The following is a 14,237-nucleotide window of genomic DNA, read 5'->3' as shown; positions in this document are numbered from 1 at the left end:
TCCGTGTTTGACCGCGCACCGTCGGTCTGGAACCGGGCGCCGTGAGGACGAACGGAGTCCCGTCCGTGAGGTTTTCCGTGACGGTCGGCGTGGCCCTGGCCCTGGCCCTGGCCGCACCGCCCGCACACGCCCTGCCCGCACGGCCGGAGTCCGGGCCCCTCCACTGCCCGGAGCTCGACCCGCCGCCCGGTGGGGAGGAGCGGGAGAGGTACCTGTGCGGCGACCCCCGGCTGGGACCGGCCGAGCTGCCCGAGGAGGGGCCGGTGGCCCGGCTGTTGGAGGGGTACGACCGGTTCGGCGGGCTGACCCCCGTGGAGTTCCTGGACCGCTGGGCCGCCCCGGAGGGCTGGGACTACCCCGACCACATGGGGTTCGTCGTGGAGGACGGCGAGCCGGTGACCGAGAAGCGCACCCTGCTCGCGGGCGAGCGGCTGGACCGCTTCGGTTCGCCGCGCGGCTCGTTCCTGGCCCCGGCGGGGGCGCCCTACGCACGGCGGGCGCTGCCGCCCGACTCGCTGAACACCTGGCCGGGCGGGCCCGAGCACAACTACAACTGCTACGCGGTGGCCGCGGCGGTGCCCAGGACCGCGAAGCCCAGGGCCGGTCCGCCGGCACGGACCCTCCCCGGGTCCGTGCCGGCGGGCGGACACGGACCCGGGAGGTCCGAATGAGGCTCTCCTAGAGGCCGAAGCCGGTCGGCCTGCCGCCGCTGGCGACCTCGCGGCGCAGCCGCTCCCCCTTGGCGTGCGCCTGCTCCCGCAGCTCCTCCTGGAAGCGGGTCATGCGCTCGGTGAGCCCGGGGTCGCCCGCGGCCAGCATCCGCACCGCCAGCAGCCCCGCGTTGCGCGCGGCGCCCACGGCCACGGTGGCCACCGGCACCCCGGCGGGCATCTGCACGATGGACAGCAGCGAGTCCATGCCGTCCAGGTACTTGAGCGGCACCGGAACGCCCACCACCGGCAGGGTCGTCACCGAGGCCAGCATCCCGGGCAGGTGGGCGGCGCCCCCCGCACCGGCGATGATCACCCTGAGCCCGCGCCCGGCGGCCTCCGTGCCGTAGGAGATCATCTCGTTCGGCATCCGGTGCGCCGAGACCACGTCGGCCTCGAAGGGGACGCCGAACTCGCGCAGGGCCTCGGCGGCCTCGCGCATCACCGGCCAGTCGGAGTCCGAGCCCATCACGATGCCGACCACGGGGTCGCCCGGCGGGCTGCCCTCCCGGCCGCTGCCGTTGGCGTTGTCGGTCACTGGTCGTCTCCTCGCAGGTAGGCGGCGGCGTCGCGGGCGCGCTCCAGCAGGTCCTGGTAGTCCTCGCCCGTCACGGTGACGTGCCCGATCTTGCGGCCCGGACGCACGTCCTTGCCGTAGAAGTGCACCTTCACCTCGGGGTCCCTGGCCATCACGTGCAGGTAGCGGCGGTAGACCTCCGGGTCCCTCCCGCCGAGCAGGTTGGCCATGACGGTGTAGGGGGCGTTGGTGCGCGGCGACCCCAGCGGCAGGTTGAGCACGGCCCGCAGGTGCTGCTCGAACTGGGAGGTGCGCGCGCCCTCGATGGTCCAGTGCCCGGAGTTGTGCGGACGCATGGCCAGCTCGTTGACGACCACGCCGTCGGCGGTCTCGAACAGCTCCACGGCCAGCACGCCGGTCACGTCCAGGGCCTGGGCGATCTCGATGGCCAGCTGCTGGGCGCGCACCGCCTTGTCCTCGGCCAGGCCCGGGGCCGGGGCGATCACCTCGTGGCAGATGCCGTCCCGCTGCACGGTCTCCACGACGGGGTAGACCGCCACCTGTCCGTGCGGGGAGCGGGCGACCTGTACGGCCAGCTCCCGGCTGAAGGCGACCTTGTCCTCCACCAGGAGCGGCACCTCCTCGGCGGCGGCGCGGTCCACCACCTCGCGGGCCTGGTCGGCGTCGGCCACGACCCACACGCCCTTGCCGTCGTAGCCGCCCCGGGCGGCCTTGAGCACGACCGGCCAGCCGCCGCCCTCCCGGGCGAAGTCGGCCACGTGCTCCAGCGTGGTGACCGCCCGCCAGCGCGGGGAGGGGGCGCCCAGCTCGGCCATGCGGGTGCGCATGCGCAGCTTGTCCTGGGCGAAGCGCAGGGCGGCGCGGCCCGGGCGCAGCAGTCCGCCCGCCTCCTCGACCGCGCGCAGGACGGGCTCGGGCACGTGCTCGTGGTCGAAGGTGACCACGTCGTGGGCCTTGGCGAAGGCCAGGACGTCGTCCAGGCCGCGGTCGTCCCCCAGGGTGACGCTCCCGCAGACCAGGGCGGCGCTGTCGGTGGGGCTGGTCGCCAGCACCGAGAAGTCGACGCCCAGTCCGATGCCCGCCTGGTGGGTCATCCTGGAGAGTTGTCCACCTCCGACCATGCCCACGCGGGGGACGGTGCGGTTACGCTCGCTCACAGTTCCTCAACTCACATGCTGCTCGTCAACCGCGGTGACGGGGCGGTCCCGCGCGCGGCGGGACCTGGCCGGTTCGGCTCGGAACCCGCGGCCGGGGTCTTGCTGCAGTCCCCGGGCTAGAGTCTAGGGCGTGCGCGCGCGGGGGCCCTCGGCCCTCCCGCCCCGGCCCAGCCGGGCGGACCCGCCGCGCGGGGCGCCGTCCGACCAGATCCCAGGAGGCACAGGCCGTGCGCGACTTCCTCTCCCGCCACCCGCGACTGGCCAAACTCGTCCGCGAGGTGAGCCGGTTCGGCTCGGTGGGGGCCGTGGCCTACGCCGTCCAGCTGGGCACGACCAACCTGCTGTGGAGCGCGGCGGGCGCGGCCCCGCTCACCGGACAGGTGGTCGGAACGCTGTGCTCCATCGCGGTGGCCTTCGTCGGCCACCGCTTCTGGACCTTCGGCGAGCGCACCCGTACCGGGTACGGCCGGGAGACGGCGCTGTTCCTGGTCATGAACGGCGTGGGCATGCTCATCCAGCTCGGCTGCCTGGGCCTGACGGTGTACGTGCTGGGCCTGGACGGGCCGCTGGCGCGCAACATCGCGGGAAACCTGGTGGGTGTGGCGCTGGGCACCCTCTTCCGGTTCTTCGCCTACCGGACCTGGGTCTTCCCCGAGCGGCCGAAGAGCCCGTCCCGCGCGCCGGCGGTGTAGCGCCTCCTCCGCGCGCCCCGCCGGGAACCGGCTCAGCTCCGGGAGGCGGGGGCGGGGCTGGTGCGGCGCACGCCGAGGCGGTCCGCCCACCGCCTCACCGCCAGGACGTACAGGCCCACCTGGAGCGCGGTCAGGATCAGGACCGGCGGCGACCCGGCGCCCAGGGGCAGCCCGGCGCCGACCACCGCGCCCGTGCCGATCTGGTCCATGCGGCCCTCGAAGACGCACAGGGTGAACTGCACGAGGCTGTTGACCACGTGGAGGCCGATCGCGGCCTCCAGCCCGCCGGTGCGCCAGGTCAGCCAGGCCATCCCCAGCCCCAGGACCGCCAGCGCCGCGGCCGTCCACACGTCGCCCGGATGCGTGGCCAGGTACAGCACGGGGAACAGGGTCCCGCTGGCCAGGACCGCCGGGCCCGGCGAGCGCAGCACCCGCGAGGCCGCCGACCCGCCCCGGGGCTCCTCCGGCCGGGCGCCGATCGCTCCCACCAGCTGGAGGAGGAGCCCGCGCAGTGTGAGCTCCTCGGCCGCCGACTGGAAGGGCACCAGCAGCACGATGACGGCCATCGCCGCGGCGAACACCTCGGTGCCGCCCGTGTTCCGGCTGGGCAGAAGCTCCGGCCACAGGTACTCGGCCAGGGGCAGGAAGAGCAGGACGCCCAAGGCGACCGGGAAGACCGCCGCCACGGTGCAGCGCGCCAGCCAGTTCCAGCGCAGCCGGCCCTCCACCGAGAGCACGGAACCGATCCGGCGCCACTGCACGACGCGCACGAGGAAGAGGACGATGGGCAGGAGCAGCGCCGTGGGCAGCAGCCCGAAGGCCAGTCCGGCGATCTCCCCGACGGTGACCGAGCCCGGGGCCAGTCCGCTGCCGCCGATGATCGCCACGATGGTCACCGAAAGCAGGAATGCCATCCACAGGAAGAACAGCAGCACCGCGAGAACCACCAGGGTCAGCGGGGCGGACCACCAGCGAAAGCGTGAGGTGCGTCCGAGCCTGTGGTAGGACTCACCCGCGGGAAGTTCCGCACAGGCGAACTGGCTGGTGCGCACGGGTCGCGGCGGCGGCCAGGCCCACACGTCGGGGTCCGCGTTGACCATCGGCTGACCGCCGGGCGGCGTCAGCCTTCCCCCGCCCGGGGGACCCGCCCAGGTCTGCTCCTGCGTGTAGGACCCGGCACCCCGTCCCTCCGGCCCCTCAGGCGCGGCGGGCCAGGACGAACCAGGCGGTGGCGGCACATTTCCCATCGTGCGCTGAGACTACTATCCGGGCGTGTATTGCCAGCGTTAAGGCCATGCCGTTATCAACCGGTCACGGTGCGCGCTGACCGGCGCGCGGAGGGGCCGGGCGGAATGCCGGGCGCCCCGCCCCCGTTGCACCATGTGGCCGACCCGCACGGCGAGGCCGTTGACCCCGTACCGCTGACCTACGATTGAGCACATGTCCTCCACACCATCCACCGAGCAGGTCAACAAAGCCCTGGCCACGGTGCAAGACCCGGAGATCCGCCGCCCCATCACCGACCTCGGCATGGTCAAGAGCGTTGACATCGCCGACGACGGTACCGTGCGCGTCGGCGTGTACCTCACGGTGGCCGGATGCCCGATGAAGGGCCGTATCGAGAAGGACGTGACCGAAGCGGTGACCAAGGTCCCCGGGGTCACCTCCGTGCGCGTGGAGCTCGACGTGATGAGCGACGAGCAGCGCAAGGAACTCCAGACCAAGCTGCGCGGCGGCCAGGCGGAGAAGGAGATCCCCTTCGCCAAGCCGAACTCGCTCACCCGGGTCTTCGCCGTCGCCTCCGGCAAGGGCGGTGTGGGCAAGTCGTCCGTCACCGTCAACCTCGCCGCGGCCATGGCCGCCCAGGGCCACAAGGTCGGTGTCGTCGACGCCGACATCTACGGCCACTCGGTGCCGCGGATGCTCGGCGCGTCGGACTTCCCGACCAAGGTCGAGGACATGATCCTGCCGCCGACGGCGCACGACATCAAGGTCATCTCGGTCGGCATGTTCACCCAGGGCAACCAGCCCGTGGTCTGGCGCGGGCCGATGCTGCACCGCGCGCTCCAGCAGTTCCTGTCGGACGTGTACTGGGGCGACCTGGACGTGCTCCTGATGGACCTGCCCCCGGGCACCGGCGACATCGCCATCTCCGTCGCGCAGCTGCTGCCCGGCGCCGAGCTGCTCGTGGTGACCACGCCGCAGCAGGCCGCCGCCGAGGTGGCCGAGCGCGCGGGCGCCATCACCGCCCAGACCCACCAGCGGATCGCGGGCGTGATCGAGAACATGTCGTACTACCTGCCGCCGGGCGGCGGGGAGCCGCTGCACCTGTTCGGCGAGGGCGGCGGCCAGACCGTCGCCGACGCCCTCACCAAGACGCTGGGCACGGAGATCCCGCTGCTGGGCCAGGTGCCGTTGGACACCCGCCTGCGCGAGGGCGGCGACGAGGGCAGGCCGCTCGTGCTGACCGAGCCCGAGGCCGAGGCCAGCAAGGTGATCTCCGGCGTGGCCGAGACGCTGGTCGGCAAGCCGCGCGGACTGGCCGGGATGCAGCTGGGCATCTCCCCGGCCGGCCGCTGAGAGGCCCGTCCCCGAGGTCTGTCCCACACGGCTGGGCCCCCGAGCACCGCTCGGGGGCCCAGCCGTGCCCGGGCGGTCCGGGGGCCGTCAGTCGTCCGAGGAGCCCAGGGTGACCGTGGCGGTGTCGCGCTCGCCGTCGCGCTCGTACTCGATCTCCACCTCGTCGCCCGGGCTGAGGGCGCGCAGCATCGCGAGCAGTTCCTGGCCCGAGTTCACCCGGCGCCCGGCCAGGGAGAGGATCACGTCGCCGGAGCGCAGTCCCGCCTCGTCCGCGGGCCCGCCCCGCTCCACCGCGCCGGGCCCGTCGGCGATGACCGCGCCCGCGATCGGGCTGTCCAGGTCGATCCCGGCCCCGATGTCGGCGTAGGTGGTTTCCCCGTACTCGATGAGGCGCTGCACGACGCGCTCGGCCTCGCTGGACGGGATCGCGAAGCCCAGGCCGATGTTGCCCGCGGGCTCGCCCATGTACCCCATGGTCACGATCATCGAGTTGACCCCGATGACCCGGCCGCGCAGGTCCACCAGCGGGCCGCCGGAGTTGCCCGGGTTGATGGCGGCGTCGGTCTGGAGGGCGTAGAAGCGGCTGGCGTTCTCGCCCTCCCCCGAGCTGACCGGCCGGTTGACGGCGCTGATGATGCCCTGGGTGACGGTTCCGTCCAGTCCCAGGGGCGCGCCGATGGCGATCACCTCGTCGCCGACGATGACCTGTTCGGAGTCGCCGAACTCCAGGGGTTCGACGTCGACGGGGTCCTCCAGCGACAGCACGGCGAGGTCGGAGCTGGGGTCGGCCCCGACCACGGAGGCGTCGGAGCGGCTGCCGTCGCTGTACTGCACGACGATGCCGTCCGACTCCAGCTCCGAGGAGACGTGGTCGTTGGTCACCACGTAGTCGCCCTCGATGACGAAGCCGGAGCCGCCGCCCTGGACCAGGGGGCTGGCGCTCTGGATCGAGACCACGCTGGGGCTGACCCGCTGCGCCACGCCCGCCACGGTGCCGGGGTCGCGCTGGGGCGCCTCGGGCGGCGGCTCGTTCATGACCGGGCCCTCCTCCTCGGCCGCCTCGGGGGTGCCGGAGCCGCTGAGGAAGGTGCCCGCGACGCCGCCCGCGCCACCGGCGATCAGGGCGACGACCAGCATTCCGGACAGCGCCATCCACGCCGGAACGCCGCGCCGTGGCGGCCGGGGGGCGGCGTGGGGGCCCTGGGCCGGAGCGCCGGAGGCACCGGTCGGGTGGGCCGCCGCGTAAGCGGCGGGGACCTGCTGCCGGTCGGGGGAGGGGCCGGGGAGCTGACCGGAACCCGGGGTGCCGGGCGGACCGGGGGTCCCCGGGTGGCCGGGGGGCAGGGGCTGGGAGGAGTGGCCGGGGTGGCCGGTGTTCGCGCCGGTCCGGGGGTGGGCCGTGGGGGCGGATGGGGGCGGAGGCCCCTGGTGCGGTGACCCGGTGGCCCACCCGGAGGGCTGGGGGGCCGACGCCGGTGCGCGCGCCGGGTCCGGCGCGGCGCGCTCGGGGGGTGTCACGTCACCCGGCGGGGTCGCCCGCCCGTGTTCCGGACGGCCGTTTTCCTCGCTCAAGACCTGCTCCGTATGTCGCTTGGCTTTCGGTCGACACCCGGCCCGGCGGGGCGCCTAGAGGAACCCGAGCCGGGCCAGACCGCGGTGCACCCGGGCCCAGAAACCGGAGCCGCCGGGGTCGGGCAACGCGGTCACCGCCGACGAGGCCAGCCCCGCGGGGGCGTCGGCGAGCACCGTGTAGACGAATCCGTCCGCCTGCCACATGCTCTGGTACTGACCCGTGTCGCCGCCGAAGATCGTGTCGTGTTGTGTTGGGACGCCGCTTCCCCCTGCCCCGGTTCCGGTGTATCCGTTCCGGAGTGCGGGGGAATGCTTGGTATCCAGCTTCCCACGCTGGGTGAAAACCGACACCTGGGACAGACCGTCCGAGTAGACCGCGTGCACGACGCGGTTTCCGGCCAGTTTCGTGGACCGCGCGTCGACCAGGCGCAGGTTCCAGGTGAGGTGCTCGGGCAGCGGCCAGCCGCCGTCGCGCAGCTCGGCGCGCTCGGTCCCCGTGAGGGCGTCCCCCCAGGGCTCGTCGCCCACACGGCCCTCGGGCCAGGAGCCCTCGCCCAGGGCGAGATCGCTGAGGCGGACGCTGAACGCGGGGGCCCCGGTGGCCTCGTAGACGGTCCGGCCCAGGAGCAGACCGGTGTCGGTGTCGACCCAGAACCGCCCGGCGAGGGTGCCGTCGGCGCGCGCCGCCTCCACCACCCGGGCCTCCCGGCCGTCCAGGTCGGCGAGCCCGGCGTCGGAGACGGAGTAGGTGTCCTGGAGCATGTGCAGCAGGCGTTCGTCGAGCGACTCCAGCGCGGAGGAGGAGCGCACCACGAGGGCGTCCTCCTCCTCGCCCAGGGGCGCCAGGGCGATGCCGTCCCCGGGCCGGTTCACCACCCGCACACGCAGTACGTGGCCCCCGGGCCCGTGCGGCCCGGTCATCTCCCGCACGGCGGAGTAGGCGACCTGGTTCTCCGCGGCGGCGGCGCGGCGCAGGACCGGCATCCCGTCGTCGGAGCCGTCCGCGGGCACCGCGGCGGCCTCGGGGCTGGTGGCGGCGGTGAGCAGGAGCACGCACAACAGGGCCACCGCGAGGAGGGTGACCGGGCCGGAGTGCGGGCAGGAGTGTCCCCGCGCGCTCACCGGTTGGCTTCGGTGGTGCCGTACGGAAGCTCGGTGGCCTTGGGCTGGGGGTGCGCCACCGGCAGGTGGCGGCTGGTCACCGCGTGCTCGACCGCGTAGTCGGACAGACGGGGCTGGACCACCGGGGTCTCCTCGGTGTCCCCTCCGGCCACGAAGGCGCTGCCGATCAGGACCGAGGCCACGGCGAAGCCCGCGACGGCGTAACGACCGCCGGGGAAGGCCGGGAGCAGGTGCGCGAGGCGTTCCGGGCGGTGGCGTTCGGGCCGCGCCGCGCGCTGCGGCCGGTGCGGCGCCGCACCGCTCTCCGGGGGCGCGGAGGCCGGGTGGTGGCCGCCGGGGAAACCGCCCAGGGGGCGGGAGAGGCCCAGCGGCGGACCCGCCCCGAAGCCCGCGCCGCCGGGCGGCGGCTCGGTGGGCCCCCGGCCCGCGGTCGCGGGGTCGCGGGACAGCCCCGCCAGCCGTCCCATGAAGTCGGCGTCCGGCTCGGGCTCGCACAGGCCGTGCAGGCGGCGTTTGAGGCGGCGCATCAGGTCGGCCTCGAAGCGGCACGACTCGCACCTGGCCAGGTGGATGAGGGCGCTCTCGTGTTCGGCCGGGCCCAGTTCCCCGTCGACGAGCGCGGAGAGACGCTCTCCGAGGTGTTCGCTGCTCACTCCGCCTCCCCGTTGATCACGTGTCCGGCGCCGCGCGCCCCGTCCTCCGCGGCCAGGGACCGGCGGTGCTCCAGGGCGCGGCGCAGTTGGGCGCGGCCCCGGTGGATGCGGCTGCGGACGGTGCCGAGCTTGACGTCGAGCGTCGCGGCGATCTCCTCGTAGGAGAGCCCCTCGATGTCACAGAGGACGACGGGGGCCCGGAACTCGGCGGGCAGCGCGTCCAGGGCGGACTGGATGTCGGCGTCGAAGTGCCGGTCGTCGTAGCGCTGTGCCGGGGAGGGCTCGCGGCCCTCCAGGCGTTCGTCGGCGTTGTCGGCCAGGCCCTCGAAGCGGATGCGTGCCCGGCGGCGCGCCATGTCGAGGAAGAGGTTGGTGGTGATGCGGTGCAGCCACCCCTCGAAGGTCCCGGGGGTGTAGTTGGCCAGGGAGCGGAAGACCCGGATGAAGACCTCCTGCGTGAGGTCCTCGGCGTCGTGCTTGTTGCCGGTCAACCTGTAGGCGAGCCGATACACGCGCGGGGAGTGGGTCCGTACGACCTCGTCCCAGCTCGGGGGCTCCCACGCCTCGAATTCGACGGCAGGGCCGGACTCTGGCACCGCTGCTCCCTTCCTCCCGTTGATCCGCCCACAGGCTGGTCGGGGGGAGACGCTTCGTGGCGGTCAACGTACGTTCATCCCGGTTCAACGCCGGAGGACGTCTATTAAGTTCCCGCCGCCACGCTCGGAGTTGCGCCCGGATCAGGCTAGTCTTTTGCCAGGGACATGACCCGGCCGCGACCGTCATCCTACGTTGGGTGACCATCCGCTGGTCAGAACCCACCCGACACGCGACGCTGTGGGAGACCGCCATCGCCAGCCCCGAGGACACAGCGGCACGGATCACCTGGGTCCGCGCCGAACAGGCACGCTTCGAGCGCAGCGCCCTGGAGGACGAGCCCCTCGCGGACGCCTACGAGGCGGGGAGCCGCTCGGCCGCTCCGCCCGTGGACACCGCGACGGGGACCGCGCTGCGCTTCCTGGCCGCCTCCATCGGGGCACGGTCGGTGGTGGAGATCGGCACCGGGTGCGGCTCGTCGGGGATCTGGCTGCTGCGCGGGATGGCGCCGGACGGGATCCTGACGACGGTGGACACCAACGCCGCCTACCAGGACTTCGCGCGCTCGGTGTTCACCCGCTCCGGTTTCGGCCCCGGGCGCGCCCGGCTGATCCGGGGCACGGCCCTGGAGGTCCTGCCCCGGCTGACCGACGGCGGGTACGACCTGGTGTTCGTGGACGCCGACGCGGTGTCCTACCCCCTGTACCTGAGTGAGGCGCTGCGGCTGCTCCGGCCCGGCGGGATGGTCGTGTTCAACGGCGCCATGGTGACCTCCGCCGAGCCCGACGGGCCGCTGCGCGCCCCCGACCCGCGCGAGGCGGCCGTGCGCGAGGTGATCGGACGGGTGCGCGACGAGGAGGGGTTCATCCCCATGCTGATGCCCGTCGGCGAGGGTCTGCTGGCCGCCATCCGCTGACCGCGTCCCGGCCCGGGCGAGCGGACCCGGCGCACAGCCCGGACGCGCGGGAGGCCGGCGCCCCGGGCGGGGCGCCGGCCTCCCGCGTCGGTCGGGCGGGGCCGTGCGGCTACTGGTCGGCGGCCCAGCGCAGCAGGGTGCGCGTGGCGAAGGCCGTGCCGCCCTTGGTGAGCAGGCCGCTCTCCTTCATCGAACGTCCGGGCCCGGCGATGTCCAGGTGGGCCCAGGGGACGTCCCCGGTGAAGGCGCGCAGGAACAGGGCCGCGTCGGTGGCCCCGGCCGGGCCGAAGTCCTTGCGGGTGCCGATGTTGGCCAGGTCGGCCACCTGGGACCGGGTCGTCTCGGTGTACTCCTCGGTGAGCGGCATCCGCCACAGCGGCTCGCCCGCGGCCTCGCCCGCGCGCTCCAGCGCGGCGGCGAGCGCGTCGTCGGTGCTGTAGAGCGCGCCCGTGCCGGTGCCGAGCGCGACCTTGGCCGCGCCGGTCAGGGTGGCGACGTCCACCAGTACGTCCGGTTCCAGCCGGTCGACGGCGTAGCCCATGGCGTCGGCCAGGACCAGGCGGCCCTCGGCGTCGGAGTTGAGCACCTCCACCGTCGTGCCGGAGTAGGTGGTGAGCACGTCGCCGATGCGGGTGGCGTCACCGGAGAAGGCGTTCTCGGCCAGGGCCAGCAGGCCGGTCACCCGGATCCGGGCGCCCAGGCGCGGCAGCGCCGAGAGCACCGCGAGGACGATCGCCGAACCGCTCATGTCGGTCTTCATCAGCGACATGTTGTCGTTGGGCTTGAGCGAGAGGCCGCCGGTGTCGAAGGTGATGCCCTTGCCGACCAGTACGACGTGCGCGGTGGGGTTCTCGGGGGTGTAGGAGAGCTGGACCAGCCGCGGCGGGCTCGACGAGCCCTGGCCCACGGCGAGGATGGCGCCGAAGCCGTCGTTCTCCAGGTCCTTCTCGTCCCAGACGCGCACCTCCAGCCCGGCGCGGTCGGCCGCCTCGCGGGCGCGGGCGGCCATCCACTCGGGGTTCTTGGTCATGGACGGGGTGTTGATGAGGTCGCGGGCCAGGGCGGTGGCCTCGGCCAGCCGGGTCCCGCGGTCCAGGGCGTCGGCGAGGCCCTCGGCGCCGAGCACGTCGATCACCGGAGCCGGGCGCTGGTCGGCCGGGGGTTCGGCGCTCTTGAGGCTGAAGGTGTAGGAGGCCAGGAGGGCGCCCTCGGCGAAGGCGGTGGCGGCGTCGCCGTCCGCGCCCGGCCAGGCGAGGGCCACGTGCCCGTTCCCCCGGGCTGCCCGGGACAGGGCGGCGCCGGCCTTCCGGAGGTCGTCGGGCGAGCCCGCACCGACCCCCAGAAGCGCCAGACGCACCAGCCCCTGGTCCCGGGGCACCGGGAACTGGGCCAGCTCACCGGGTTTCCCGGCGAGCGCGTAGTGCGCGAACAGATCGGTGAGCGGAGCCGGAAGCGCCTGTGTCAGGCCGCCGTCGGCGACCCCTTCGGCCTCCGTGGGCCCGCCGTCCCCGGCGAGCACGGGAATGACCAGCAGGTCCGCGGTGGATTCGGCGAGGCTCCCCGACCGGGGGTGGATCTCCGTGGCGAATGGCACAGGCCGCTCACAATCGTTCGCTGTCATGGGGGTTCCGACCTCGGGGGTCGTCGGGCGTTCCGGCCCTGGTGGGGGAAGAACGTGGTGCCGGTACTAGCCGACGACACCCTTGAGCGCGTCCCGGAGCTCGGTGGCCTCGTCCGGCGTCAGTTCGACGACCAGGCGTCCGCCGCCCTCCAGCGGGACCCGCATGATGATGCCGCGACCCTCCTTGGTGACCTCCATCGGCCCGTCGCTGGTCCTCGGCTTCATCGCCGCCATGCCATTCCCCTTTCTAGGTGTTCCTCGCGGGTGACCGGGGCCGACCCACAGCACCGGCGCCGTTCCGGTTGGTCCGGCTCGGCTCCGGAGGCATGGGCCGGTTCCGCGCGACTCGTGCCCCTGTGGCTCAGGGGACGTGCATCACTCTTCAACCATTATCTCGGAGGTTCTCCCCCGTGTGTGCGCCGGACAGCGGCCGGACCGCCGCCGACGACCACCGCTGACGAGGAATCGTCGGTCAGTAAGGTTATATCGGTCCTGACCGAAACCCGGTGGGAGCGCGAGCGGCCGCACGGATCCCTGCCCCGCGGCGGCGGGTTGAACCGTGCGGGCCGCCACTACTCCCGTAACCGCTCCGAGCTGGACTTTCGTCCCTCCGGCGGCCACCGTTCCACCGCGCGCCGACACCGGGTCGGCCGGAACCGGGCGCACCGGCCGGGGAAGGCGGGCGGGCCGACCGGGATGCTCCGGCGGGGGTCAGTTCAGGTCGCCCGTGGAGATCATGCGGGTGCCCTCGCGCGTGATCGAGGACCACTCGGCCTTGAGGCCGCCGTCCGCGTCGGGCCACACGGTCAGCTCCGCGTCCTCGACGCAGCGCTCCTCGGGGTCGGCGGTCTCGGTGTAGGCGTAGACGCGCCGGTCGTTGTCGGCGGCGGACAGCACGAGCGTGCCCGAGCAGGAGAAGGTCGTCCAGGCGGTGCTGCCGCGTTCGGCGCCCTCCTCGATGCGCACCTCGGCGTGCCAGTCGGCGACGTGCTCGCCCTCGGTGTCCACCTGCACCATCTCCCCGGACCAGGAGCCGACGAAGACGTCGGCCGGGGCACCGCCCTCGTCCGCCGCCTCCTCCGCACCGTCGGAGAGCAGGGCCCAGGCGGTGGCCCCGCCACCGACCACGACGACGGTCAGCGCGACCGCGGCCAGCACGGCGATCTGACGGCGGCGCCTGCCGCTGTGCCGGGTCGACCTGGGCGGCGGCCACAGGGACAGCTGTACGGGGGCGGCCGCGGTGGCGGAGGAGGCGGGTCCTTCGCGCCTGTCCTCAGCTCCCGACTCCAGTTCGGCTGCTGTGTGCATCCTCGCCATCCTCAACGGTGCTGCACCCGCTCCGGCGGAGCGGGGGTACGCGGGTACAGCGAACGAGAATAGAGCACCCGGGGGCACCGATCCGCCCATGTCCGGACCTGTCACCGTGATGCACGGCATAGTGCCGGGAAACGGCCAGCTCAGGGCGGGACCCCGGTGGGGGCCCTCCCGGACGGGACACGGGCGCGGTGCGGGCCGGGTCAGCGGCCGCGGTCGGCCGGCTCGCCCCCGGTGTCCGCGTCGGCCGGGCTCCCGGCGTCGTCGCCGGTGCCCCCGTCCCCGGCACCGTCCTCGTCCCCACCGGACCCGGTGTCACCACCGGCCCGCACGGCCCCGGTCCCGGCGGCGCCGTCGGCCTCCTCCGACTCCGCGGCGGTGTCCCCGGCGTTCCCGGCGTCGCTGGGCAGGTGCGCCCCGGGCACCGGGCCGGTCCCCTCCGGGACGTAGGAGGGGTCGAGGCGGGACAGGCGCCACTCCAGGTCCTGGATCCGCTCCTCGCGCTCGCGCAGCGTGGCGGTCAGGCGCAGCAGCAGTTCGTCCACGGCGCGCACGTGGTAGCCCCACAGGGCCAGGGGCAGCAGCAGGCGGCCCAGGTCGAAGGCCCGGACGGGGCGGTCGTCGGGCAGGTTCAGCGGGGGGTAGTCGGCCTCGAAGCGGGCGAGTTGGCCGCCCTTGCCCAGTACGACGTACACGACGCCGACGAGCACGGCCAGGGCGGCGGCGGCGAGGAGGACCATGATGAGAACAGGCACGGACACGATCGTG

General features: G+C 74.0%; 15 protein-coding genes. 4 read left to right on the top strand and 11 right to left on the bottom strand.

The window, feature by feature from the left end:
* Window positions 1-65 precede the first annotated feature (65 nt).
* Entirely contained in the window at window positions 66-671 is a 606-nt protein-coding gene (locus FYW95_RS14895) for a TNT domain-containing protein (RefSeq protein ID WP_159940378.1), read from the top strand.
* Between the two features lie 7 nt (window positions 672-678).
* On the opposite strand, the gene purE is transcribed toward FYW95_RS14895, so the two are convergent.
* Together purE and FYW95_RS14885 are read right to left on the bottom strand one after the other, a co-directional pair.
* Window positions 679-1,248: a 5-(carboxyamino)imidazole ribonucleotide mutase gene (purE, locus tag FYW95_RS14890; RefSeq protein ID WP_370462346.1), complete on the bottom strand. Its 570-nt coding sequence runs from the start codon at window positions 1,246-1,248 to the stop codon at window positions 679-681.
* The gene (locus FYW95_RS14885; RefSeq protein ID WP_159940376.1) at window positions 1,245-2,405 is read right to left on the bottom strand and encodes a 5-(carboxyamino)imidazole ribonucleotide synthase; all 1,161 of its coding nucleotides are present in this window, start codon (window positions 2,403-2,405) and stop codon (window positions 1,245-1,247) included. The genes purE and FYW95_RS14885 overlap by 4 nt, the downstream gene beginning before the upstream one ends.
* A 227-nt stretch (window positions 2,406-2,632) precedes the next feature.
* Between FYW95_RS14885 and FYW95_RS14880 the strand changes: the two genes are divergently transcribed.
* Entirely contained in the window at window positions 2,633-3,097 is a 465-nt protein-coding gene (locus FYW95_RS14880; RefSeq protein WP_159940374.1) for a GtrA family protein, read from the top strand.
* A gap of 32 nt (window positions 3,098-3,129) precedes the next feature.
* Here FYW95_RS14880 and FYW95_RS14875 read toward each other — a convergent pair whose 3' ends face one another.
* Complete coding sequence (locus tag FYW95_RS14875; protein ID WP_201294876.1) at window positions 3,130-4,197, bottom strand: CPBP family intramembrane glutamic endopeptidase; 1,068 nt, start codon at window positions 4,195-4,197, stop codon at window positions 3,130-3,132.
* A 340-nt stretch (window positions 4,198-4,537) separates the two neighbouring features.
* On the opposite strand from FYW95_RS14875, the gene FYW95_RS14870 reads away from it, so the two are divergent.
* A complete protein-coding gene (locus FYW95_RS14870; RefSeq protein WP_159940372.1) occupies window positions 4,538-5,677 on the top strand; it encodes an Mrp/NBP35 family ATP-binding protein in 1,140 nt (379 codons plus the stop codon).
* 87 nt (window positions 5,678-5,764) lie between these two features.
* On the opposite strand, the gene FYW95_RS14865 is transcribed toward FYW95_RS14870, so the two are convergent.
* The 4 genes from FYW95_RS14865 to sigE form a co-directional block, all read right to left on the bottom strand.
* On the bottom strand, window positions 5,765-6,829 hold the full coding sequence (locus FYW95_RS14865) for a S1C family serine protease (protein WP_236567601.1): 1,065 nt from the start codon (window positions 6,827-6,829) through the stop codon (window positions 5,765-5,767).
* Window positions 6,830-7,303: 474 nt separating this feature from the next.
* On the bottom strand, window positions 7,304-8,371 hold the full coding sequence (locus tag FYW95_RS14860) for a LolA-like protein (RefSeq protein WP_159940370.1): 1,068 nt from the start codon (window positions 8,369-8,371) through the stop codon (window positions 7,304-7,306).
* Window positions 8,368-9,024 carry an anti-sigma factor family protein gene (locus FYW95_RS14855; protein WP_159940368.1) on the bottom strand — a complete coding sequence of 219 codons (657 nt, stop codon included), beginning with the start codon at window positions 9,022-9,024 and terminating at the stop codon, window positions 8,368-8,370. The genes FYW95_RS14860 and FYW95_RS14855 overlap by 4 nt, the downstream gene beginning before the upstream one ends.
* Window positions 9,021-9,620, bottom strand: a complete 600-nt coding sequence (sigE, locus tag FYW95_RS14850) for an RNA polymerase sigma factor SigE (RefSeq protein WP_159940366.1) — start codon at window positions 9,618-9,620, stop codon at window positions 9,021-9,023. The genes FYW95_RS14855 and sigE overlap by 4 nt, the downstream gene beginning before the upstream one ends.
* Window positions 9,621-9,946: 326 nt before the next feature.
* On the opposite strand from sigE, the gene FYW95_RS14845 reads away from it, so the two are divergent.
* Window positions 9,947-10,534, top strand: coding sequence for an O-methyltransferase (locus FYW95_RS14845; RefSeq protein WP_159940863.1), 588 nt, complete (start codon window positions 9,947-9,949; stop codon window positions 10,532-10,534).
* A 109-nt stretch (window positions 10,535-10,643) separates the two neighbouring features.
* Here the strand turns inward: FYW95_RS14845 and FYW95_RS14840 are convergent, their stop codons facing one another.
* The 4 genes from FYW95_RS14840 to FYW95_RS28235 all read right to left on the bottom strand — a co-directional run bounded on the left by FYW95_RS14840 (window position 10,644) and on the right by FYW95_RS28235 (window position 14,224).
* Window positions 10,644-12,128, bottom strand: a complete 1,485-nt coding sequence (locus tag FYW95_RS14840; protein ID WP_159940364.1) for a leucyl aminopeptidase — start codon at window positions 12,126-12,128, stop codon at window positions 10,644-10,646.
* Window positions 12,129-12,221: 93 nt separating this feature from the next.
* Window positions 12,222-12,389 (bottom strand): DUF3117 domain-containing protein, encoded by a 168-nt coding sequence (locus tag FYW95_RS14835; protein ID WP_017570816.1) that lies wholly within the window; start codon window positions 12,387-12,389, stop codon window positions 12,222-12,224.
* A gap of 477 nt (window positions 12,390-12,866) precedes the next feature.
* Window positions 12,867-13,463, bottom strand: a complete 597-nt coding sequence (locus FYW95_RS14830) for a hypothetical protein (protein ID WP_159940362.1) — start codon at window positions 13,461-13,463, stop codon at window positions 12,867-12,869.
* Window positions 13,464-13,672: 209 nt separating this feature from the next.
* A complete protein-coding gene (locus FYW95_RS28235; RefSeq protein ID WP_236567600.1) occupies window positions 13,673-14,224 on the bottom strand; it encodes a hypothetical protein in 552 nt (183 codons plus the stop codon).
* Window positions 14,225-14,237 lie beyond the last annotated feature (13 nt).

This window comes from Nocardiopsis sp. FR4 (assembly GCF_009830945.1).
Classification (GTDB): Bacteria; Actinomycetota; Actinomycetes; order Streptosporangiales; family Streptosporangiaceae; genus Nocardiopsis.
This window is presented reverse-complemented; position numbering and strand designations above follow the sequence as displayed.